This is a genomic window from Sphingobacterium sp. UBA865, assembly GCF_002295765.1.
GTDB lineage: Bacteria > Bacteroidota > Bacteroidia > Sphingobacteriales > Sphingobacteriaceae > Sphingobacterium > Sphingobacterium multivorum.
Genome location: NZ_DBGB01000035.1, coordinates 18,819 through 42,837 on the forward strand (window position 1 = coordinate 18,819; position 24,019 = coordinate 42,837).

Genomic DNA, 24,019 nt, shown 5'->3' on the forward strand with positions numbered 1-24,019 from the left:
CGAAGAAAAACAAAACCAAATTCATGAAAACGAAACACGTATTACTTCCTGTAATGATCGGGATGTCTCTCGGCGCGTGGGCCAAGAGCAAACCTGTCTTTCTGACATCTATTCCGGATGTTGAAATTTCCGCCAAATTTCAGGGGCCTATTCGAGGCATTGTAAAAACAGCAACCGGTGAACCTATCTCGGGTGTGTCAATTTTTAATTCAACTACTGGCAAAACTACGCAAACTGACCAAGAAGGTGCTTTTGTCATCGAAGGGAAAACTGGGCATACATTGCGCTTGTCGATGATCGGTTTTGAAACACAGCACGTAAAAGTAGAGGCAATACCTTTAACCATTCAGTTAGTTTCGACAGATCAATCCCTTGATGAAGTAATTGTTGTCGGGTATGGTAAGCAAAAAAAGGTAAACTTAACAGGTGCTGTTACACAGATTGATGCGAAGATACTTGAAAATCGCCCAGTTGCCAATGCAACTCAAGCTTTGCAGGGAGCAATACCAAATTTGAATATTACATTTACCAATGGCAGGCCAGGAGGGGAAGGAAACGTTAATATCCGGGGTTTCGCTTCGATAAACTCAGCTAATGCTCAACCTCTTATTCTCATAGATGGAGTTCCAGGAAATATCAATACGATCAATCCCCGTGATATTGAATCGATATCCGTTTTAAAGGATGCTTCGGCAGCAGCGATTTATGGCGCTCGGGGGGCATTTGGTGTTATGCTCGTAACAACTAAAAAAGGAAAGGCCGGAAAAATGAACATTAATTATAGTAATAATTTTGGTTGGTCTGGACTGACGGTGCGGACAGATTTTATGACGAGCGGTTATGATGCTGCTAAACTAAATGATGAAGCTTTTATTCGTGCCACCGGTAATAGTTATACGGGATATACAGAAGATGACTATGCTGAACTATTGAAACGAAAAACAGATCCTAGTCTGCCTTCCGTAGTGGTTCAGAATAGAAATGGAAAAGATCAATATGTATATTATGGCAATACAGATTGGTGGAATGAGATGTATCGAAAAACACAGACCTCAATGGAACATTCGTTAAATTTCTCTGGCGGTAGTGAAAAAATTGATTACTATGTGTCGGGGCGACTTTATGAAAAAGGGGGGCTAATGAAAATTAACCAAGATAAATTCGATGCTTATAATGTTCGATCGCGCATAAATGCGCAGGTGACCCCTTGGTTGAAGGTAAGTGCAAATACCCAGCTGAATTACCAAAACTACACCTATCCAGGATGGGCGACAAGTCCAGATAATAACAATAATTTTATTTCAACAACGGTACACGCTTTACCATCTTATGTGCCCATGAATCCCGATGGTACCGCAACCTATAGGACGGAACTGAACAATTATAATATTGGCGATGGTATATATGCAGATTTGTTGCATGGAAAGTCAAAAGGTGGCGAGGATAAATATGAGTTTATCAATATGTTTGAGACTGTATTTCAGTTGGCGCCAAACTTGACCTTAACGGGTAATTATACCTTTACTTATAATCCGATCCATAACTGGAATAGAAGAACGGCCGCTCCTTGGTCTGTTTTTCCTGGTGTGATCAATTACTTGGGAAATGATACATATACCGAAACGATCATCAATAGGCCAAAACATTCACTCAACCTATTCGCCAATTATAGCAAGCAATTTGGAGATCATCAGTTTGCCGCCACGGTAGGCTTTAACCAGGAAACCACAGGATACAAACGAATCGGCGGTACGCATACTAATTTGCTGTCGGAGGATTTGAATGATTTTGCGCTGGGGACTGGTCAAATGCAGTTACTCGGGAATGCAAATACCTGGGCATTACGAGGCTATTTTGGAAGGTTGAATTACAATTATAAAGGGAAGTACCTGTTGGAGGTGAATGGTCGCTACGATGGAACGTCTAAATTTCCATCCAGTCAGCGATATGGTTTTTTCCCCTCTTTCTCGGGCGGATGGCGGATTTCGGAAGAGTCGTTTATGGCTAATCTGAAACCAGTTTTAAATGAAGCTAAATTTAGAGTCTCCTATGGGGCGTTGGGTAACGCACAGGAAGCTACTGAGTATGGTTACATCCAATTGTTGAATGCGGGATTGTCCAATTACATAACCAATGGTACAAAAACACAATATCTGAGTGCACCAACTCCAATTTCGGCTGATTTAACCTGGGAGAGAACGAATACATTAAATTTCGGAACAGATCTCGAATTTTTTAGAACTCGATTGAGTGTATCTGCTGACTATTTTATTCGAAATACGCTCGATATGTTGATCCCGGGCAAAACCTTGCCAGCGGTTTTTGGTTCGGCGTCGCCTCGGACAAACGCTGGAGACCTAAGAAATAAAGGCTGGGAGATTTCTGTGGCTTGGCGTGATCAATTTGACTTGGATGGAAAATCTTTTGGCTATAATATTGGGCTGGGATTGTCAGATTCTAAAGCGAAGATCACACGTTTTGACAATAAGGAAATGTTGCTAAGTAACTATTATGTCGGCCAGACTTTGGGCGAAATTTGGGGGTATAAGGCTGATGGTTTTTTTCAGTCCCAGACGGAAATCGACAATTGGAAAGTTAACCAGGATTATGTGGATAAACAACGGTTGGCAGCACCGGGAGACTGGTCCAAACTTCATCCTGGAGATTTGAAATTTGTTGACATTGGTGGAAAGGATGGCGTTCCGGATGGAAAGGTTGATGCTGGAGACAATACATTGATGAACCCTGGGGATCAAGTGATCATTGGGAACAACAGAGCCCGTTATACATTTGGTTTTAATTTGGGGGCAAATTGGCAAGGATTCGATATTTCGGCCTTCTTTCAGGGGATAGGTCGACAACATTGGTGGCCTGGAGCAAATGCAGATAAGTTTTGGGGACCATACTCAAGACCGTACTATTCGTTTGTGCCGAAGGATTTTGAACAGGATATTTGGACGCCAGAAAATACAGATGCCTATTATCCATTGTTAAGAGGCTATATTGCCTTGAATGATCGTGGATCTTTGAACGTCAAATCGGATCGTTACTTACAGGATTTGGCCTATATACGACTAAAAAATCTAACCGTAGGCTATACGGTTCCTCAGGCCTGGCTAAAGCGCGTGAAATTGGCCAATGCGCGGATTTATGTGTCTGGTGAAAATATTTGGACGGCGACTAAGCTCCGTTCCAAATATATTGATCCCGAACAGTCGGCTCAAGAGGTCAACGGAAGATCATATCCAATCTCTAAAACATTTTCATTTGGTCTAGATTTAACATTTTAATAGTATGAAAAAGATAGTATATATATATGCATTGTTGAGCTGTGGCATGATGGCTTGTAGCAAAGATTATTTGGAACGTTTGCCTGAATCGTCGGTTACTCCTGAGGCTTCCTTTAAAACAGAAAAGGATTTGGCGTTATTTACAAAGTCATTTTACGATGCCGCACTACCTTCGGCCGAAGGAGTTTATAACGAATCGGTCGATAATATCGTTAAGACAACATTGGATGATGAATTGACCGGAAAAAGACAGGTTCCGATAAGTGGCGGTGGATGGACTTGGGCAAATCTTCGTAATATCAATTACTTTTTGGCGAATTGCTTTAATACAGTTTCAGAAACGACTGCTGCGCCCTATGCTGCCGAGGCGCGCTTTTTTAGGGCATATTTTTATTTCGATAAACTGAAACGTTTTGGAGATGTGCCCTGGTATGACAAGGTCATTGATCAAAATGACGAAGAACAACTTAAGAAGGCGAGGGATCCGAGAACTTTGGTTGTATCAAACATTCTCGCTGATCTGGACTATGCGATTGCCAATCTACCGGCTACCAAAAGTGATGAAAAAGTGACCAAATGGACTGCATTGGCCTTAAAGTCCCGGGTCGCACTTTTTGAAGGAACATTTCGTAAATATCATACAGAATTTAATTTACCCGATGCAAACGGCCTGTTGGAGAAGGCGGCCGATGCAGCCAGCAAGCTTATGGAGGGAGCGCAATACAGCGTATACAATGCCGCGGGAACAGACTCTTATGGTGCATTGTTTTATAGTGTTAATAGTTTGCCACAAGAGGTTATTTTAGCGCGGAAATTCTCGGATGCTTTGCAAATCTGGCACAATGTAAATTATTATACGATTACAGCTTCCTACGGAAAACCCGGATTGGATAAAAATTTGGTGGATTCTTACCTGATGAAAGATGGAACGAGATTTACCGATAAATCAAATTACCAAACAATGACGTTTAAGGAGGAGGTCCTAAATCGCGATCCACGTCTAAGCCAGACGATTCGTACGCCGGGCTATAAGCGTATTGGAGGTGCCGCTGCTGTTGCTCCGAACTTTGGGAATTCAGTGACGGGATATCAATTGATCAAATTTGTGGGAGATGTAAAGTATGATAACTTCAATCGTTCTGAAAATGATATGCCGATTTTTAGGTATGCCGAGGTTTTATTAAATTATGCTGAAGCGAAAGCAGAGTTAGGCACATTGAGCCAGGCCGATTTGGACAAATCAATTAAGTTGTTGCGCGATCGTGTAGGCATGCCAAATCTAAATCTGCAGGCGGCTAAATCAAATCCAGATGCATTTTTAGCGAAAGACTATCCGAATGTAGTTGGTGATATGAAGGGGGTACTATTGGAAATAAGAAGAGAACGCCGTATTGAATTGGTGATGGAATCTTTCCGTTGGGATGATATCTTAAGATGGAAAAGCGGCCAGTTGGTCACGAGACAATTTAAAGGGATGTATTTTCCGGGTACAGGCAAGTTTGATTTAGATAATGATGGTAAAGATGACGTTTGGATTTATGAAGGTGACAAGCCGAGTGCCTCGGGAATTCAGCTATTGAAATTGGGCTCGGAAATCTTATTGGAAAATGGGAATAAAGGAAATGTGATTATTAATGCGCATATCAAAAAAGTTTTCGATGAAAAGAAAGATTATTTATATCCAATTCCTGTCCAAGAACGACAATTAAATCCTAACCTTACCCAAAATCCAAACTGGGGAGAATAATACACCTTAAAAAATGCGATCAGTGGTCGAGTGCTTCTCCCGCTGATCGTATTTTTAATATTACTATATGTTTTTTTTAACTAGCTGTATTTTAACTATATAGGTTGTGAAAAATGCGTTTAATTTATTTTTCGTACCTTTGTATCGTCAAAAGACAGAATGGCGTGAGTTTATTCCGCTATGGCTTTGTGCCTTTGGCACAGCCTAGGTTGTTCGTTATACTTGTTGAAGTATATTTTGGAGATGCTTTATAAATGGAGCATTTCGTCTTTAAAAGATTAGTTTCTTTTTCATCATTGCTCTTACCGAACCGAGAGTAAAGTATGTTAGTTAATAAGTTGATTGAACTGTACGAGTAAGATTTCGATCAAACGGACTCAACTGTAGGGATATTTTTTATTTGTAAGAAAATAGCGTAGGCGTATGGCCTTAGTGGATCACTTATGCCCTTTTGGTTTATTTATGTTTAAAAAAATTAAAGAATGGATAAAACAAGCAAGGTAAAAGTAAAAGTTGAAGACTTGGTACTTGTTTTCGGAAAGCAAAAGAAACAAGCTCTGCACTTACTGAACGAGGGTTTCTCGAAGAAGGATATTTTAGCGAAAACGGGCTGTACTATTGGGATTAACAAAGCTAATTTTGAAATCTTCGAGGGGGAATTTTTCGTTATAATGGGGCTTTCGGGAAGTGGGAAATCTACCCTGCTCCGTTGTCTGAATCGATTGAACGAACCGACATCAGGAAAGGTTTATATCAATGGTGAGGATATAACAGGGAAAAATAATAAAGATCTTCTTGAAGTCCGTCGAACAGAAATGAGTATGGTCTTTCAAAAGTTTGGTCTGTTGCCACATCATACCGTGTTGAGCAATGCTGCTTTCGGTTTAGAACTACGAGGGGAAGAACGGGACAAACGGGAATCTAAAGCGCAGCAAGCGCTTGATGTCGTCGGGCTCAGTGGATTTGAACAACAGCTACCTTCTCAGTTATCGGGTGGTATGCAACAGCGGGTTGGACTGGCTCGGGCACTTGCAAATGATCCTGAAGTACTACTGATGGATGAGGCATTTTCAGCTCTGGATCCCCTGATTAAAACAGAAATGCAAGATCAGTTACTGGAGTTGCAGGATAATCTACAAAAAACAATCGTATTTATTACCCATGATCTCGATGAAGCGATCAAATTGGGCGATCGTATTGCTATTATGAAAGATGGTGTCATCGAACAGATCGGTACTGCGGAAGATATCTTGACAAATCCAGCAAGTGAGTATGTTAAAGCCTTTGTTGAAAAAGTGGATCGCAAGTCGATCATTTCGGCAGGTTCACTGATGTTTGAGAAACCTACTGTTGTACGTTTCAAAAAAGATGGCCCTGAGGGGGCGCTGCGGAAAATGCGGGCGACAGGAATTGAAATTCTCCCTGTAGTCGATGCGCATGATACTTTCCTTGGTTTTGTTCATATGAGTGAAGTCATTCAATCGGCAAAGCGTAGGGAACCCACCGTAGAATCCATTATACATGCCAACGTTCCAACCGTATCAAAAGAGGTGACCGTTGAAGAAATGTTGCCCCTGATATCGGAGATCCGGTCGCCAATCGCTGTGGTGAACGAACATAATCGTTTATTGGGGATCGTAACACAGACGTCGTTGATTATTGAAGCGACAAAGTATAATGAAGAGGAAATTATTGAATTAAAAGAGAAAGCAAATAATCAGTAGAAATGAATAAAGTAATCGATATAGGACAATACATCACTGTAGCCGTCAATTGGCTGACAGATCATTTAGAGCCATTTTTTAACCTGATAAAAAATACAGGGAATGCATCCATTATTGGACTGGAATGGGTGTTAACAACGATACCTTTTTTTATTATCATCGCATTATTTACAGCATTAGCCTGGTGGAAATCTGGGAAAGGGGTCGCACTGACGACATTGTTGGGATTAACATTGATCTATCTGATGGGATTTTGGATTGCAACAATGGAGACTTTGGCGCTGGTATTGGTCGCTACCTTGACAGCCTTGGTTATATCAGTTCCTTTGGGTGTGTGGGCTGCAAAAAATAAGCTAGCGGCCAAGATCATTCGTCCCTTGCTTGACTTGATGCAGACAATGCCGGCCTTTGTCTATTTGATTCCGGCAGTGTTATTTTTTAGTATTGGTAAAGTCCCAGGAGCTTTTGCGACCATTATTTTTGCTATGCCACCTGCTGTACGTTTGACGACCCTAGGGATTGATGCGGTTCCAAAAGATATCGTGGAAGCTGCACGTTCATTTGGAGCAACCAATAGCCAGATCTTATTTAAAGTAGAATTGCCCTTGGCTACCAAAACAATTTTAGCAGGGATCAATCAAACCATATTACTGTCTTTATCGATGGTTGTTATTGCCGGAATGATTGCTGCCGGTGGTTTGGGAGAAAAAGTACTTGAAGGTATAAACAACTTGGATATTGGTCTTGGTTTTGAAAGCGGTTTGTCCGTTGTGATTCTCGCTATTATTTTGGATCGGATCACACAGGGCTTTGTAAAAAAGAAAGCATAGTATGAGGAAAATAAAAAGTATGGTATTGTGCCTGATGGTGTTATTACTTGGGGCATGCAGCAAGGGCCGGAATAAAAATATTATTCATATCGGCATGGTCGATGGCTGGGCAGAAGGAGTTGCAATGACAGAGGTCGCAAAAGTAATTATGGAAGAAAAGGGGTATCATGTCGTTATCCAACGAGCTACGCCCGATATGATCTTAGCCTCTATGAACAATGGCGATACAGATCTATATATGGATGTTTGGCTGCCATTGACCCATGGAAGTAAAGTGGCTAAATTTCCAAATATTGAAGAGCTCGGAACGAGTTATAGCCATGCGCGAAATGGACTTGTTGTGCCAGATTATGTAACAATTGATCGGATTGAAGAGTTGAGAAAACATGAACGAGAATTTGATAAAAGGATTATCGGTATAGAAAAGGGTGCTGGAATAACACGTGCTGTAGATCAAGTGATCAAAGAATATGAACTCGATTATAAACATGTGAATTCATCTACGGTTGCCATGATTACGGAATTGCAAAACGCGATTAAAGCAAAACGATGGATTGTGGTAGCTGGCTGGCAACCACATTGGATGTTTGCTAAAATGAAATTGAAGTTTTTGGAGGATCCTAAAAAGACATTGGGTGATGCCGAGCAAATCAAAATTTTTGCACGAGGAGACTTTCGCATGGAGCAACCGGAGCTTGCCCAATTTTTTTCCAAAGTCTACTTTGATGAATCGACAATGGCTGATTTGTTGTCACAAATGCAAGGAAGCCAAAACAAAACAGATACGGCAAAAGAATGGATCAAGAAACATAACGATCTCGTAAAGGGCTGGTTAGAGTAAACTGCGGCAATTCATAGTTATGGATGAACACAGCGCTTTTGCTTTTGCAAAATAGCGCAAGATTCTTTTCGTGTGGATTTTGGCAAAAATGGGATTTGTGTCTCTTGAGTCAAAACGTTATTTTTATGGTTTGGATCGTAGTTCCTTACTGCGAACTACACATCATGACGAATATGGAGGAGCAAAAAATTATTTTGGTTGAAGATGAGCAGGATGTTGCCGATTTGATCGTACAAGGCTTAGGCGAGGATGGTTATAGGGTTATTCATCTGGGGCGTTCGGAAGGTCTGGAACAGCTCTTGGCGAAGCAAGATGTCTCCCTTGTGTTACTGGACATTCTTTTGCCAGGAACTAACGGGCTGGATATCTGTAAGCAGATCCGGCAATGGGGCTATACAGATTTACCTGTTATGATGTTGACCGCACTTGGTACTCCTGAGAATGTGGTGCTCGGACTCGATAATGGTGCTGATGACTATCTTTCCAAACCCTTTAAGCTCATTGAATTGAAGGCTCGGATACGTTCATTGATCCGCAGACAACAGTCTATCGTACAGGCAACGCAACGTGAATTGCTACCTTCGAAAGACACATTTAGTTATGGTTTTCTGCGTATCGATGATTATAAAAAAATAGCCTATTGTGACGGGCAGGAACTCAATTTGACAAGTACCGAGTATCGTTTGCTTTTGTTGTTTATTCAGAGCCCCAAAAAGGTATTTGAGCGCACGGAGCTTTTGGACAAAATATGGGGTATAAATTTCGATATCGGATCAAATGTTGTCGATGTTTATGTGAATTATCTGAGAAAAAAGATTGAAAAAGTAACGAGCAAAAAAGCGATCCATACGGTTATTGGTATGGGATATGTTTTAAAAATAGAAGACTGAATATTTAAACATGCACAATTATAACCGAAAGCTTACTTATCTCATTGCAATTCTAGTCATTTATGTGAGTTGTTTTGTTGGCTTTATTTTTTATTCCATTACGAATTTTGCTTTTACAGATTTTTATAAGCGGCTGGACCTGCGGCGAAATATTGCTGCAGAGAAATTTCTGAATAGTAAATCTGCCTCCCAAACTGATCAGTGGAGCCTTGATTTTATTGAAAATCTCAATAATCAGCATGAATTTTTGGTGGAATTTGATAGCAATGGTGCTATTGTAAGAAGCCAGGGATTCCATCAAGAGCTTTGGGATAAAATCAATAAAAAGGGAAGCTCAAATTTCAAGTCGGGCAATCAATTCTATTCAACTAAATACTTTTCGCAAAATGGTCGAAAGTATATCGTGGGCGCTTCTGCTGAAAATTACTTTTATACACACCATTTGGCCTATCTTCGTAATCTCCTTATTATAAGTCTAATTTTGGGAATTCTCTTTATATTCGTTGTTTCGGTTTTTATGAAGCGCTCGTTTTTAAAGCCCATATTGACCATGATGAAAGAGGTGCAGGAGATTGGTTCTGAAAATCTCTATAAACGATTGGATGAGGATAAATATAAAGGGGAGCTTCATGGTCTGGCACTCACCTTTAATCGGATGTTGACGCGCTTGGAAACCTCTTTCGAAACACAAAAGAACTTTATCAGCAATGCATCACATGAACTGAATACGCCATTGACATCCATCATAGGACAGGCAGATCTTGCTTTATCAAAAGAACGCACAACGGAGGAGTACCAACGAACATTATTTAAGATCATTGAGTCGGCAGAGCATTTGGAAAAGAAAACAAAAGCACTTTTATTGCTGGCGCGTACAGGTTTTGTTAATAATGCGACTGCATTTAGCCCCGTTCGTATTGATCAGATTGTGATGGATGCCGAACTAACAGTTAAGGCCATCAATGACAAGTTTAAGATTATTACAGATTTCAGTCTATTACCAGATGATAGTATGCGACTTAAGGTGAATGGAAATGCAATTTTGCTACAGCTTGCGCTATCCAATATTATCAGCAATGCATGTAAGTATTCATCGGATAGAACAGCATACATTGCTTTGGGTGCATTGGACAATAAAGTCTTTATTCTAATAAAAGACAAAGGTATCGGAATACCTTCCCGTGAATTGGACCATATTTACGATCCCTATTTTAGAGCTTCCAATACGAGTGGGATAGATGGTTATGGTATAGGACTTCCCTTAGCCAGAAATATTATTAAGCTGCATGGTGGGACATTGAAAGTCAATTCTGTTGTGAGTGAAGGCACCACTGTAGAAATTGAACTACCCACTTACCTTCGATTCTAATGTAGTTTTAATTTAGATGGCATTTCTAATCTCATTTTAATACAGTTGCGAGCTTTCTAATGGAAAGCTAATTTTAGATTCATTCCGTTGCCATATGTGCGTTTTAACTTTGCTAAAAAAAAGCATGGCTAAAACAACGCGTATATTAATACCCAGTGATTTTACAGTCGACTCCCTTCATTTTGTGCGTCAAAGTATTGAAGAGTCAACGGCAGATTCTATCGATATTATCCTTGTGTATGGCAATAAAAGCAGTACTTCTGCGAGTGAATTACTCGGAATTGGATTGGAAGATCAACTGGAGACACTTCAATCGGATTCTTTTTTAAAAGGCTGCAGCGTAATCTATCAGCGCTATAAAAACCGTGGGCTCAGTATTTTTGCAGATATCTTGGGTACCGATAACAGTCATTATTTGCAGCATTATCTTAGGGGACAGTCTGTTGATGAGATCATAATACCGCGAGATTATACCTATAAAAAGAAAACACGCAATTTTTTTAATGTCGCTAATGCACTCCGTAAGGTTGAGGGCCAAATTTGTTCTACGATTATATTTAAAGAGCAATCAAGTATCGGAAACAGAGCAACCGGACTAGTTGAATGATCGCTCGGAGTTTTTTACTATTGTTTTAGCTGAAATTATCATTTCTAACTTATCTTCTATCTATTTTTATGGGGCATATACAAGGCGGACCATCCCCCTTACAGCGGTTGGCAAGCCTATTACATACTGAACGGAAAACGATCAATTATATATTTATTTATGCTATTGTGATCGGTATTTTTAGTTTGACTATTCCAATAGGGATAACAGCAATATTTAATTTTTTAAGCAATGGAGCGATGTATAGCTCTACCTATATCTTAATTGCTTTTGTGTTATTTGGCGTGATCGTAGGTGGAGTATTATTGATCGGACAATTGACCTTGGTCGAGTATTTGGAGCAGAAAATCTTTCTAAAATCAGCGATTGAATTTTCGTATCGACTGCCAAGAATTAAACCTAAAAAGTTACTTGGAAAAAACCTAGTGGAGTTGGTCAACCGATTTTTTGATGTCATCATTATTCAAAAGGGAATTATCAAACTTTTGATTGATATCATCGCCGCGGTCGTGACAATTTTCTTCAGCGTGGTTTTATTATCTTTTTATCATCCCGCATTTTTGGCCTTTGGCCTTATTGTCATTTTTTCTGTCATTACGATACTTGTTTTATATTATAAAAGAGGCTTGAAAACAAGTATTGAAGAGTCTGAATACAAATATGAGACGGTAGCCTATTTGGAAGCTGTTGCCGGACAAATCGACCATTATCGTGGAGATGAGATGAAAATGAACGAAGTGACGAGAACAACAGATTCCATTGTCAGTAAATATTTATCGGCGCGAAACGATCATTTTAAAGTTTTAAAGCGTTTTTTTCTAGGGTCTGTCCTGCTTCGGACCCTGTTGTTTGGAGCGATGCTCTTGCTTGGATCCTATTTTGTTGTCGAGCGGCAAATGACTTTTGGTCAATTTGTAGCTGCTGAAGTTGTGATCGTTCAAATTGGTTATGCCATTGAAAAACTGATGACTAACTTAAATACGATTTTTGATATGCTTACGGGAGTTGTCAAACTGGCTGCTGTAACCGATCTTGCGTTGGAGGAGGACGCTGCGGTTTATGTTGATTAATAAGGATCATTCGAATCGGACAACGCTCTCTTGGAGAGATCTTTCTCATGATGCTGTTGATAGCTTATTGAAAGAGCGGGGATCCTTAGTTTTGGGGCGGATCCTTGTGTTATCTGGGATTGTTTTTGTACTGGCACTTTTTCTCCCCTGGCGGCAAACAATTCTTGGAGTAGGAACGGTTACCGCTTTACGTCCACAAGATAGACCGCAGACTATCCAAAATCAGATTGGTGGCCGCATCGAGTATTGGGCAGTTACCGAAGGGCAGGAAGTGAAGAAAGGTGACACAATTTTGGTCCTTTCGGAGACTGCACAATCCTATTTTGATCCCATGCTACCTGTAAGATTAGAAGAACAATTGCATGCCAAAAGGAGTGGAGAAGATGCCGCTAATCAAAAGATGCAAGCTACCCAAGCACAGATTGAAGCATTGAAAAATGGGCTGGATTTTCAGCTTGCATCAGCTAAAAATAAGGTGGTTCAAGCACAAAATGTGGTAAAAATAGATAGTGCAGAACTTGTCGCTGTCATGAGCTTTTTTGAGACCAGTGAAAAGCGGCTTAAACGGTACGAAGAAGGGTATCGTGATGGCTTATTTTCGTTAACGGATATTGAAACCAGGCGCTTAAACCTACAAAATGATCGAGCTAAAGTAGTAAGTGCAGATAACAAATTATCAAATTCAAGACAATCACTAACAAATGCGAGCATCGAATTAAACAACATCCGTGCAAAGTATAATGAGTCATTAGCGAAAGCGCAGTCTGATTTAAGTTCCGCTTTTTCTTCCAAGGCCTCAGTACAGGGCGATATCGCTAAACTGAGAAATGAGATCTCCAATATCGATGTCCGACGAGGATTATATGTCGTGAGGGCTCCACAAGATGGTTTTATTGTAAAAACCTTTAAAGCTGGAATCGGTGAAAATATGAAGGAAGGGGAGTCCGTTGCGACATTGCAACCTAAAAAACCACTGCTGGCCGTAGAGCTTTATGTAAATGCAATGGATGTACCATTGATAGCGCCGGAGAGTGATGTAAGGCTGCAATTTGATGGCTGGCCATCAATCCAATTTTCCGGATGGCCTTCTGTCGCGGTGGGTACCTTTGCCGGAAAAGTTTCAGTCATCGATAAAGTGAGCAGTACGAATGGTCGATTTAGGATTTTAATACGCGCGACCGATCCGGTTCCTGAGGGTGACGAGCCTTGGCCAATCCAGTTAAACCAAGGTTCAGGTGCTTATGGAAGGGTTATTTTAAACAAAGTTCCTTTGTGGTATGAGATATGGCGACAGTTGAATGGTTTTCCCCCGAGTTTGGAACGAGAACCAAAAGAAAGTGAGAAAAAGTAATTGTTATATGAATAAATTGAATTTTATTTTTATTGTGTTCTGCTTTTTTTTCTATTCTCATCTTTTGGCTCAGGAAAAGGAATATGGAGCACCGAAGACTTTTACAGTTGATGACATGGAAGAGCTTTTAATGGCTAATCATCCCATTGTTAAACAAGTAAATCTACTGAGTGAAACTGCAAAAGCCCAAGTAACACAAGCGTTAGGGAAGTTTGATCCAACACTAAATTCGAGCTTTAAAAATAAGCATTTCGGTCATACGGATTATTACAATGAGTGGAATAGCGAGTTGAAAATCCCACTTTGGTTAGCAGGAGCAGATCTGAAAATAGCTTATGATCGAAATGTAGGTGAATATACAAACCCACAATCCCGAACGAATAATGCGGGGCTCTCTGCAATCGGTTTAAGTATTCCTTTGGGGCAAGGTTTAATCGTCGATAGCCGAAGGAATACGTTACAGCAGGCAAAGGCGATGATCAGCTATCTGGAAGGCGAAAAGATCAAGCAAATTAATGCCATTTGGTTTCAGGCACTTTCAGATTATTGGAACTGGTATTTTGCTTACCAGCAATACCAACTTTTATTAGAGGGCGTTAAATTAGCGGATCAGCGGTTTAGCGCAATCAGTGAGCAGACTATGCTGGGGGACAAACCTGCAATCGATTCTATCGAAGCTTCGGTCGTCGTAAAAGAACGACGGATAGAACTTTCAAAGTATGAAGTAGAACTTAAAAATGCGAAAATTGTATTGTCCAATCATTTGTGGAATGATCAACAATTTCCGGTTGAACTTCCCGATCACGCCATACCACATAAGCTCGAAGACCAAGTTATTTTGCCGGATAATCGTGTGATCGAGGCACTACTGGATTCGGCAAAAATTGCTCATCCCGAAATGATCAAGTTGGCTAGTAAAAATCAGCAACTGCTATTTGAAGAACGTTATCGAAAAGAAATGCTTAAACCTAAATTGAATGTGTCGGGTACGCTCATTTCTAGCCGTCGCGGTTTAAATGATTTTGTACCACCGCAGTATGATTTTAATTGGCAGAACTATAAGCTAGGTTTTGAATTTGCATTTCCACTTTTTATTCGCGCCGAACGTGGGAAGCTCAAAGAGGTACGGATTAAGCAAGATCAACTACGATTTGAGCAGGTAGCGACTGAAAGAAATATTTACAATGACGTCGTTAAAAAGTACAATGATTTAAATGCTTACAGTAAACAGATTGAACTTCAATCGATCAATATAAGTAACCAGGAATTGCTCCTTAAGGGTGAATTAAATAAGTTTGAGCTGGGTGAATCAACCTTGTTTGTTGTCAATAGCAGGGAAAACAAGCTGATTGAAATGCGTATCAAGCAAGAGAAGCTTTTTACGGACTATCGGAAGGCACTGGCAGAGTTATACTACAAGGCCGGAACTAAATTTTAATCCCATTTTAATCTACATTTTATTTTTAATCTCATTTTAATACAAGTCCTAAAATTCTAATAGAAAGTTAATTTCAGATTCATTCGGTTGCCATGATGACCTGTTAATTTTGTATAAAAATAATTGGATATGGCAAAGGCAACGCGTGTATTGATTCCAAGTGATTTTACGATTGATTCGCTCTTTTTTGTGATTCATAGTATAGAACAATCGTCAGCTGAAGAGCTAGACATTATTTTGGTCTATGGCAATAAGAGCAGTACTTCGATTAGTGAGTTATTAGGGATTACACTGGAAGATCAGCTTAATAAGCTGCAATCAGAAGATTTTTTGAAAGCCTGCCAGATGATCTGTCATCGTTATGAAAATCGTAAGCTAAATATCTATACAGATATTATCGGCTCTGACAATCTCAATTATTTACAACATTATTTGCGCGGAGCTCGGATTGATGAAGTCAAGGTTCCCACAGATTATGAATTTGAAAAAAGAACAAGGCATTTTTTTGACGTCGGACGGGCTTTGCTTCACTTGAGTAAAAGTAAGCAGAAGAATGTCTCGATCGTAGAAAAACCCGGGACAAACAAAACCGGCAGAAATGTCTTGGCGGATTTATTTTTTAACAAGAAATGGGATGTTAATTATTAAGAGAAAAATATTGGCACAATTCAACTTTGTCTTGTTGTCCTTTTTGCTTTTAGGGGCTAGTTCAATGGTTATGTTTTATGAAAACCCTGAGCGGCTTTTAGAAGGGGAGTGGGAAGAGCAGGGTTGGTACTTTGAGAAAGTGGAGAAGTCTCCAACATTCAAAAAACAGGCGGTTATCCATGAAGGAATAAAAGATGCTGCAATCGCGCACCTTCCACCCCTGCAGGATGGATTATGGCATTTTGAAAAAATGGGTGATAAAAATTTTATTGCCCATCATGAGGACAAACAATACAATTGGTTTTTGAAGGGACGAGGCCATATTCTTGAGCTTCGTAAGAATGACGAGCTAATAGAGAGTTTCGTTATCCAAAAGTTGAATAAAAACCAGTTGGTGCTGCATCTTAATTTGGATATGCAGACGAAAGGAATTGCACGTATCGTGCTGAAAAAAGGAGGAAAGGAAAAGTATGCTGAGAAAATATAGTAACCATAGGACGATTCAAGATAACATTAGGCTGGGGGGAATTACCGCGTTTTCTGCAGGAATGGTCAATGTCGCATCTGTCATTGTCTTTTTCTCGTTTACCTCGAATGTAACGGGTTATTATGCTGTTTTTGCACAGGAGATAGCGAAAGGGAATTGGTACCAAGGTGCTGTGGTGCTTTTTTGGATTTTACTTTTTCTAGTAGGGAGTATGCTTTCTAATCTGATCATCATTCATGGTAAAGGACGTTTTAGCTCCTATTTGACACATTCCATTCCCTTGGTATTGGAAATATTGAGTATATTATTTGTTGGGATATATCTTGATGTATTTTATGAGGATTCTTTGAAAGAAACTGAGATACTTGTCGGTGCATTGCTCTTTGCGATGGGGCTACAAAACGGTTTGACTGCGAGCATATCGAATTCTGTTGTGAAAACAACACATTTGACCGGGCTAACGACAGATTTGGCCATATTGATTTCGATGTTCACCAAGGAGTCTAACCGGAGCAATAAGGCATTGGTCGACAAATTCCATTTGCTATTGAGCATCGTGAGCGCGTATGTCGTTGGCGGACTTGTGAGCGGTATTTCATTCACTTACCTATCAAATAAAACATTTTACGTGGTTTGTTTTGTTCTTTTAGTCATCGGTTTATACGATCACTACAAATTGTATCTGTTGAAAAAGCAATTTGTGAATCGTCATCGTCAACCAGTGGCAGCTTAGTTGACTGAGCAAGTTCTTGGTTAGCTAAGCAAAAGGGCAAATAGTTTAATCGCATTTCAAAAAATGCGATTTTTTTTGTCCAAAAAATGCTTATCTTCATACACAGTTATCACGCTCTACCGAAGCGAATGAAAGACTACTTAATCAATTTAAAACCGTATCATGATCAAATTCTTTTCCAACCGGCCTTTTTGGGCACTTTCTCTAATTTCGCTGTCAGTATCACCCCTCTGCGTAAAACAGGCTTATGCGCAAGAATTGCACACCCAAAGATCAGTACATGATCAAAATAAAAGCCAGCAGAATCTTTTACGGGCAATCCAATTGATTGATCGATCAATGGACGTCTATTTTTCCGGTGAAGATTTCAAAATGCATCGTTTTTATAACCCATTTACGAAGGTTCGATCCGAAGAAACAGCTAGTGTATGGATGTATTCTGCTTCCATAGAAGCTGTAAACGCTGTGTTGAGTGGCTTGAAAAAACAACAGAAGGTAGATAACGGCAAGCTTTATAAAATGTATTATTCCCGCTATGTAGATTTATTGGCTAAGCTTCATGCAAATGCAGCCTATTATTTAGGGACCTTTACGCTAACGTCGTTTACGCAGCATAAAGAATGGACAGTGTATGCTGTCGATCGCGTTCGAGAAAAAGGAAAAGCAAATGTAACGGGCGTATTGAACGTCTATGATGATCAGATGTGGTTGGTACGGGAATTATTGGAAGCTTATCATTTGACCGGGCAAGATCGCTATTTGCAAGAAGCGGAGTACCTTACGGCTTATGTTCTTGATGGTTGGGATTGTACTTTGGATGAGAAAGGGAAAGAGCATGGCGGAATTCCATGGGGACCAGGATATGTAACGAAGCATGCCTGTAGTAATGCACCGATCATTAGTCCGCTTGTTACATTGTATGAAATCTATAAAAACAAAGGAGACCAAATAATTGCACATTCGATCGATCAGAAAGATAAACTAACCCGTATTGCTAAAAAAGAGCGGAAGGCCGATTTTTATCTCCGTTTTGCTAAAAGGATTTATGACTGGCAAAAAGCAAATCTTCTTAATGAAAAAGGTGTCTATGCGGATATGATGGGTGATTGTTATCCAGATTGTTCGATAGCTTATGAAACGGTCAACGGTGTGCGATACCGAAAAAATACCGAACTCAGAAAAGCCGTCGGAACTGCATTTTCCTATAATAGTGGAACGATGATTTCCGGAGCAGCAGACTTATATCGTGTTACGAAAGCTAAAAGCTATTTAGAAGATGGCAAGAAACTGGCCGATGCGACTTTTACTTATTTTGGAAAGTTAGGGCAGCAGATTCCTGAGCATTATACGTATGCGACAGACGGTTTTAATAACTGGTTTAACGGTGTTTTGTTAAGAGGCTATACCACTATATTACCGAATTATAGTAAGGCTGGGATGTATGTGAAGTCTTTTCAGGAAAACTTGGATTATGGCTATACGCATTTCTTGAGCGAAGGATTTTTGCCAAATGATTTGCTCGGAGGTTGGGCAAAAGATAAAAGCAAGAATGATCTGGAGGGAATGTTTATGTTCACTTTTGCGGCACAGTATGCTACACTTGCGCAAGTTGAACAACCAAAATAGATGCTCCCCTAATGAGGCACTTATTTTGGTTGGGATAGAATTGTCTGCATCGTTATGATTTAGATAAAGCAGTTTGGGCGTCTTGAAATTCAGTAGGGCTCTGTCCAAACTGCTTCTGAAAATTACGAGAGAAATGAGTCGCGGAGCTATAGCCTAGTAAATTAGAAATTTCGTAGACTTTATGCTGCTTTTGGATGAGCAGTTCTGCTGCTTTTCGGAGCCGCGTTAAATTAATCAGTTCATTGGGCGATAGGCTCGATACCACATTAATTTTGCGATAGAGGGTAGGTCTACTCATGCAGAGAATATCGGCCATCCGATCGACATTAAACTGTGGGTCATCGAGGTGTTGCATGATGATTTCTTCAATCTTCAACAAAAACTCTTGTTCACTTTGATTTTGACCGATTTGCTGTATTTGCGACATCGGATTTTTAATAAAAAATTCCTTGACTTTAACTCTATTCTTTAATAAACTCGCGATTTGTGCTCTTAAAAAGGCAGGTGAAAAAGGTTTTTCAATATAAGCGTCGGCACCATACTCCAAACCCTGAATTTTTGATTCAATACTATTTTTTGCCGTTAAGAGTATAACTGGAATGTGTGCATATGCGATATCTTCTTTAATTTTTTGACAGAGTTCAAAACCATCCATTTCTGGCATCATCACATCGCTGACGATCAGATCAAAATATTCAGTGGCTAATAAATCCAGCGCTTCCCTACCATTGGAACTCGTTGTTATCTGATAATCCTCATTGAGATCATCCGCAATGAATTCAAGTAGTTCAGTATGATCATCTACTAATAATAAATTGGATTTGGCATTCATAATTATGGGTTTGTATTGTGATTCAAAGGCAATGTCAAACTAAATACGTTCAATTGGAGGTCGTTTGTACTGTATAACAGGGTACCTTGGTGTTTTAACGTTAAGGACCTTGTCAATGCCAAGCCTAGGCCGCTTCCAGGAACATTCTTATTTTGTTTTAAGCGATTGAATGGTTCAAAAATTCTTTCCCTTTCTTCTGAAGGAATTAAAGCTCCGTCGTTTTTCACGGTCAATATAAAGATATTTTTCTGTTTATCCATATTCAAATTCACTTCAATATAGGATGAAGAATATTTCAGGGCATTATTCAAGAGGTTGTAACATATCTTGTCGAATGCGTCGATATCGACTTGACCTATGATATCTGGCATAATGTGCGATACCATCTGCTTGTCCTGCGCCTGCAATGTGACTGTAAAATTGTTGATAATTTCCTGGACCGTTTGGCTTATGTTTTCTGATTCAAAGTGTAATTTGAATCCTTCCGTTTCGACCTGTCTAAAATCCAATAGCTGATTGCTAAGGGCAATCAACTTCTCCGTGTTGTTTTGCATGGTCAATAGTAGCTTGTCGGTTACAGGATTGTGATCGACTTTGTCCATAAGCTTCTCTAAGGGGGCCTTGATCAATGTCAACGGTGTGCGTATTTCGTGCGCAACATCGGTGTAAAAATTGATTTTTGAGCGATAGAGTTCTTGCTCGCGTAGATTTTGTACGGTTAAAAGATGTTGTCGATTGCGTTGTTTGATCTTTTCATTGAAATGATGAATAACAAATATAATCAGCCCCACAAGGATTAGAGCATAGCAAACAAAGGCCGGTATACTTGCCCAGATCGGAGGAAGAATAGTGATTTTAAGACTAGCAAAAGTGGGGATTGTATTGCCATTTGGATCTTCTGCTTTTACAGTAAAAACATAGTTTCCGGGCGCTAGCTTGGTGAAGTAAGCTCGTTGATTGCTTGTAATGTCTATCCAATTGTCGTCGAGACCATCCATTTTGTAGCTATAGTGAATGGAATGGGGGGCTTGGTAGTGTAATGCCGCAAAATCAAGACTGAAGGATGACTCGTCGTGTTTCAGTTTGATTTTATCCGTGAACAGAATTGATTTGGACAGAATATTTGTATCGGTGTACTGATTGATCGCCCTATTGTTGATGTAAAAATTAGTGATGTAAATCGGAATTTGATTCTTGTAGTTGATTTGGTTGAGCCTTTCGGGATTGAAACGTATCAGTCCATTGATGGTGCCGAAATAAAAGTTTCCATTGTCATCATTAAAGGATGAATTGTAATTGAACTGAATAGTCGGTAGGCCAGACTCCAAGTTGAAGATGCGTTTTTTTCCACTGGGAAGATGGTAGCGTACCAGGCCCTTGGAAGTACTCACCCAAAGGTTATTTTGTTTATCTTCTAAAAAGGCGAGTGTCACATTACTGGGCATTCCTTCTTCCAGGCCAATGTTTTCAAAGCCATCCTGATTTGATTTCTTTTTAGCCATCCCACCTTCGGTAGCTATCCAAATTTGATTTTTTGAGTCCTCAAATATACTGTTGACCCTATTGTTGGGCAAGGAATTGAGATCGTTCTGATGATGCGTATAGTGTTTGAAATAACGTGTGGTCGGATGATAACAGAATAGTCCATCACGCCACGTTCCGACCCAGATATTCCCCTTTTTATCTTCCAAAATGCTTGTATAAAACATGTATTCTGGGACATTATCAATAAGGTGGAAAGATTTTTTTTCTAGATCAAAGCGGTATAGGCCGCGTGTGGATGCAGCCATGATTTCTCCTTTTCGAGTTTTATAGAGATAAAAAAGAAAATTACTTTGGAGATCGGATGTTGATACATTGCTGTTACGATCGATGTGATAGATAACTTTTTGAAGCTTTGGCGAAAAAATGTCCAGACCATTGACGAAAGTACCAATCAATAGTTTGTCGCCAATAGGGAGAATACCGTGAATATTGTTATTTGCCAGATTCCCCTGTTTATCGGAGAAGTTCTGGATATAACCCGATTTAGGATCCAATTTAGATAGACCTCCGTTTTCGGTGCCTATCCATATATCTTGGTTGATGTCTTTTTTGATAATCCGAACGACAGAGCCTTTTAAGCTCCCGGGGCGATCTTGTGGGAGGAATTTTTCGATTATACTATTATTCTTGTGATAATAGTTAATCCCACCAAAGTAGGTTCCCAGCCAAATACCCTCATCCTTATCTTGTAGGATATTATAAATGGCATTGTCAGATATCCCCCAAGGGTTTTCTTGTTCTTTCTGAATGTTGATGTAATTTCCGCTCGCTATTTGGTAAATGAAGAGGCCAGATTCCGTTGCAAACCAATATTCATGATCGTTTGGCTGTATAATATCTCTTACATAGAGAAATTGATGCAGCCTGTCAGGACCAAGAATTGACTTGAGGGACTTGTTTTTAAAATTGTAGCTATAAACCCCAGTTTTCGACGTGCCAATCAATAAGTCTCCATCGCGGTTTTCCATTATTTTCTCAATACTAAACCAGTCTTTAGGACCATATTTTGCTTGAAAGTCAAGCATGAGTGCGGGTTTTCCAGAAGAACCTATCTGGAAGATCTTACCTTCAGGAGTTCCAAAAAATACAGTTCCATTTTTTGTGCAGCTGATAGACGTAATATAGAGGTCCGATTTTGTAAATTGTTGAATTGCGTGACTAACCAAATCATGGCAATAGAGCATTCCATTGGATATAAACCAGATCCTTTTGCGTTGATCGGTAACAATGACGGGTACGTCCGCATTTTCAAATTGTTTGCTCAGTAATCTAAATTGCTCGTCGACGGGATCGTAGCAATAGATTCCCTGATCTGTTCCAATCCAAATTCTTTTTCGAAAGTCCTCTTTCAAGGAGATGATATTATTACCACCCAAGCTGTTTTTCCCAGATTGGGTGGCATCAAAATGTTTGAAATTGTTACCGTCAAAGCGATTTAATCCATCCTTTGTACCGAACCAAAGAAAACCCTGACTATCTTGCATGCTACAAATGACAGCATTGTTTGACAAACCTTCATTGATTTGATAATGATTGAAATAGTAGGGCTGCGCATATAGCATGGAAGGGAGTAACAGGATAAATAGCAATCGTAAAGGCTTCAGGTTGATCATGATCATTTTTTGGTTATTGATACAAAATAGAGCTAAAATGAAACAATTTAATCTTAAAATTTCTAAAAAATTTAAGACTTTAGCTTATAGATTGTAATCGTTAAAATTATAAAAAATCTAGAAAAGGACGTAAGTTCTATCTAAACAAAGATTATAAACCCTTTAAAATATTACGAATGAGAGGAAAATTGACCTTGCTGGGTCTTTCTGCAATACTTGCTTTTAGTGTGTCTTGCCAGCAGCCGACTGGTTCTAAAACTCCCAAAGCAGATTCTTTATCGGCCTTCATGGATACCGCGCAGTTCAGCGGAACTATTGATCAAAAACAGGCGTATCTATATGAACTGAGCAATAAAAATGGCGTACAAGCTTATTTTACCAATTTTGGTGCACGTTTAGTGGGATTATGGGTGCCTGACAATAAGGGTGAGTTATGCGATGTGGTTTTGGGTTTTTCTAAAGCGGCTGATTATAATAATCCCAAAGAACCATTTTTTGGTACTATTGTAGGGCCTTTTGGTAATCGGATCGCCAAAGGCAAATTTAAGTTGGATGATAAAACCTATACATTGGCGGTAAATAACGGTCCTAATACCCTGCATGGCGGTTTTAAAGGTGTGCATTTTGCCAATTGGACATTAAAATCGTCAGATAAATCATCCCTTACATTTGCTTACACCTTACCTGACGGACACGAGGGTTTTCCAGGAAACATCCAAATGGAGGTGACTTATACGCTGAACGATAATAATGAATTGATGATAGCTTATCGTGCTACTTCCGATAAAAAGACGGTGATCAATTTGACCAACCATGCTTACTTTAATTTAAACGGTGAAGGAAGTGGTACCATTCTGGATCATCAACTTCAATTGTTTGCCAATGAATACACACCAGTAGATAGTACACTAATACCCACAGGGCAATTAGCACCGGTAAAGGGAACAGCTTTTGATTTTACAACCTTGAAACCGATAGGAAAAGATATTAATGCCAATGACCAGCAGCTTAGTTTTGGAAAGGGCTATGACCACAATTTTGTCTTAAGTAAAGAGAAAGATGGCGACTGGTTTAAAGCGGCACATGTGATCGGTGATAAATCAGGGGTGGTCATGGATATTCTGACAACCGAACCTGGTATTCAATTTTATAGCGGCAACTTTATGAACGAACAAGTACAATTGAAGAATGGTAAAAAAGATTCCTTCCGTACGGCTTTTTGCCTTGAACCGCAGCATTTTCCGGACGCTCCGAATCAGCCAGCTTTTCCAACAACAGTCCTGAACCCGGGGCAAGTATATCAAACGAAATCCCTGTATCGTTTTTCGGTAAAATAATACATATTTAATAATGATTGGTTTGAAAGTACATCACTGAA

At 39.7% G+C, this 24,019-nt stretch carries 18 protein-coding genes; 16 read left to right on the plus strand and 2 right to left on the minus strand.

The window, feature by feature from the left end:
* Nucleotides 1-23 precede the first annotated feature (23 nt).
* The 15 genes from B2O97_RS19125 to B2O97_RS19195 all read left to right on the plus strand — a co-directional run bounded on the left by B2O97_RS19125 (nt 24) and on the right by B2O97_RS19195 (nt 18,651).
* Nucleotides 24-3,290: a SusC/RagA family TonB-linked outer membrane protein gene (locus B2O97_RS19125; protein WP_201638956.1), complete on the plus strand. Its 3,267-nt coding sequence runs from the start codon at nt 24-26 to the stop codon at nt 3,288-3,290.
* Nucleotides 3,291-3,294: 4 nt separating this feature from the next.
* Complete coding sequence (locus tag B2O97_RS19130) at nt 3,295-5,037, plus strand: RagB/SusD family nutrient uptake outer membrane protein (protein ID WP_070567962.1); 1,743 nt, start codon at nt 3,295-3,297, stop codon at nt 5,035-5,037.
* Nucleotides 5,038-5,519: 482 nt separating this feature from the next.
* Complete coding sequence (locus B2O97_RS19135) at nt 5,520-6,761, plus strand: quaternary amine ABC transporter ATP-binding protein (RefSeq protein WP_046675375.1); 1,242 nt, start codon at nt 5,520-5,522, stop codon at nt 6,759-6,761.
* Nucleotides 6,762-6,763: 2 nt separating this feature from the next.
* The gene (locus B2O97_RS19140) at nt 6,764-7,591 is read left to right on the plus strand and encodes an ABC transporter permease (RefSeq protein WP_159333096.1); all 828 of its coding nucleotides are present in this window, start codon (nt 6,764-6,766) and stop codon (nt 7,589-7,591) included.
* 1 nt (nt 7,592) lies between these two features.
* On the plus strand, nt 7,593-8,432 hold the full coding sequence (locus B2O97_RS19145; protein ID WP_159333095.1) for a glycine betaine ABC transporter substrate-binding protein: 840 nt from the start codon (nt 7,593-7,595) through the stop codon (nt 8,430-8,432).
* Between the two features lie 125 nt (nt 8,433-8,557).
* Nucleotides 8,558-9,322 (plus strand): response regulator transcription factor, encoded by a 765-nt coding sequence (locus B2O97_RS19150; RefSeq protein ID WP_236560243.1) that lies wholly within the window; start codon nt 8,558-8,560, stop codon nt 9,320-9,322.
* A 10-nt stretch (nt 9,323-9,332) separates the two neighbouring features.
* Nucleotides 9,333-10,691, plus strand: coding sequence for a HAMP domain-containing sensor histidine kinase (locus tag B2O97_RS19155; protein ID WP_159333094.1), 1,359 nt, complete (start codon nt 9,333-9,335; stop codon nt 10,689-10,691).
* A gap of 124 nt (nt 10,692-10,815) precedes the next feature.
* Nucleotides 10,816-11,298: a hypothetical protein gene (locus tag B2O97_RS19160; RefSeq protein ID WP_159333093.1), complete on the plus strand. Its 483-nt coding sequence runs from the start codon at nt 10,816-10,818 to the stop codon at nt 11,296-11,298.
* 68 nt (nt 11,299-11,366) lie between these two features.
* Nucleotides 11,367-12,368, plus strand: a complete 1,002-nt coding sequence (locus tag B2O97_RS19165) for an ABC transporter transmembrane domain-containing protein (protein WP_201638959.1) — start codon at nt 11,367-11,369, stop codon at nt 12,366-12,368.
* Nucleotides 12,358-13,719 carry an HlyD family secretion protein gene (locus B2O97_RS19170; protein WP_070567940.1) on the plus strand — a complete coding sequence of 454 codons (1,362 nt, stop codon included), beginning with the start codon at nt 12,358-12,360 and terminating at the stop codon, nt 13,717-13,719. Before B2O97_RS19165 ends, B2O97_RS19170 begins: the two co-directional genes overlap by 11 nt.
* 7 nt (nt 13,720-13,726) lie before the next feature.
* Nucleotides 13,727-15,157: a TolC family protein gene (locus B2O97_RS19175; protein WP_159333091.1), complete on the plus strand. Its 1,431-nt coding sequence runs from the start codon at nt 13,727-13,729 to the stop codon at nt 15,155-15,157.
* A gap of 129 nt (nt 15,158-15,286) precedes the next feature.
* Nucleotides 15,287-15,805, plus strand: coding sequence for a hypothetical protein (locus tag B2O97_RS19180; protein ID WP_112376064.1), 519 nt, complete (start codon nt 15,287-15,289; stop codon nt 15,803-15,805).
* On the plus strand, nt 15,792-16,292 hold the full coding sequence (locus tag B2O97_RS19185; protein ID WP_046675389.1) for a hypothetical protein: 501 nt from the start codon (nt 15,792-15,794) through the stop codon (nt 16,290-16,292). Before B2O97_RS19180 ends, B2O97_RS19185 begins: the two co-directional genes overlap by 14 nt.
* Nucleotides 16,276-17,025 carry a YoaK family protein gene (locus tag B2O97_RS19190; RefSeq protein ID WP_046675390.1) on the plus strand — a complete coding sequence of 250 codons (750 nt, stop codon included), beginning with the start codon at nt 16,276-16,278 and terminating at the stop codon, nt 17,023-17,025. Before B2O97_RS19185 ends, B2O97_RS19190 begins: the two co-directional genes overlap by 17 nt.
* A gap of 162 nt (nt 17,026-17,187) precedes the next feature.
* Nucleotides 17,188-18,651 (plus strand): glycoside hydrolase family 76 protein, encoded by a 1,464-nt coding sequence (locus B2O97_RS19195; protein ID WP_286767927.1) that lies wholly within the window; start codon nt 17,188-17,190, stop codon nt 18,649-18,651.
* Nucleotides 18,652-18,703: 52 nt separating this feature from the next.
* Here the strand turns inward: B2O97_RS19195 and B2O97_RS19200 are convergent, their stop codons facing one another.
* Nucleotides 18,704-19,483 carry a response regulator transcription factor gene (locus B2O97_RS19200; protein WP_046675391.1) on the minus strand — a complete coding sequence of 260 codons (780 nt, stop codon included), beginning with the start codon at nt 19,481-19,483 and terminating at the stop codon, nt 18,704-18,706.
* A gap of 2 nt (nt 19,484-19,485) precedes the next feature.
* Nucleotides 19,486-22,641 (minus strand): sensor histidine kinase, encoded by a 3,156-nt coding sequence (locus B2O97_RS19205; protein WP_286767928.1) that lies wholly within the window; start codon nt 22,639-22,641, stop codon nt 19,486-19,488.
* A 176-nt stretch (nt 22,642-22,817) separates the two neighbouring features.
* Between B2O97_RS19205 and B2O97_RS19210 the strand changes: the two genes are divergently transcribed.
* Nucleotides 22,818-23,978, plus strand: a complete 1,161-nt coding sequence (locus tag B2O97_RS19210) for an aldose epimerase family protein (protein ID WP_046675393.1) — start codon at nt 22,818-22,820, stop codon at nt 23,976-23,978.
* The last annotated feature ends 41 nt before the right edge of the window (nt 23,979-24,019 follow it).